The organism is Flavobacterium soyae (assembly GCF_021245985.1).
In the GTDB taxonomy this organism is placed as follows: domain Bacteria; phylum Bacteroidota; class Bacteroidia; order Flavobacteriales; family Flavobacteriaceae; genus Flavobacterium; species Flavobacterium soyae.
In genome coordinates this window covers 1-453 of the sequence record NZ_JAJQXA010000042.1, presented here as the reverse complement: position 1 = coordinate 453, position 453 = coordinate 1, and the positions used below count along the sequence as shown (strand labels likewise).

General features: G+C 42.4%; 1 protein-coding gene. It reads left to right on the top strand.

The window, feature by feature from the left end; all coding sequences use genetic code 11:
- Positions 1–453, top strand: a 453-nt coding sequence (locus tag LUU93_RS21885) for a DUF8693 domain-containing protein (protein WP_498072030.1), incomplete at both ends; no start/stop codon positions are given.

The following is a 453-nucleotide window of genomic DNA, read 5'->3' as shown; positions in this document are numbered from 1 at the left end:
AGGAGTATGACATCAATACTTCTGCCGTTTATCAAGCCTCTTTTACTGGGGTTCCTAACAATGGAGATATTACTTTTACACCGACAGCCGCTAAATGGAATTTAATTGGAAACCCATATCCGTCAGCTATTGATGCCGATAAACTAATAAATGACACAGGAGTCGGTGCTTTATATTTCTGGACACATAATTCGCCTCCAAACGGGAGTGTGGCTGGAGATGCAAAATACAATTATACAGTAGCTGATTATGCTGTTTACACCTTAACGGGAAGTGTTGCAACAACAAGCGGTGCAGCAGCCCCGACAGGAAGCATTGCAGCGGGACAGGGATTTTTCTTTAAAGCCAGTACGGGAAGCAATATTGTTTTTACAAACGATATGAGAATTGCAGGTGATAACACCCAGTTCTTTAAAACTTCAGAAACAGCCGGTGAAGCAAACCGTTTATGGC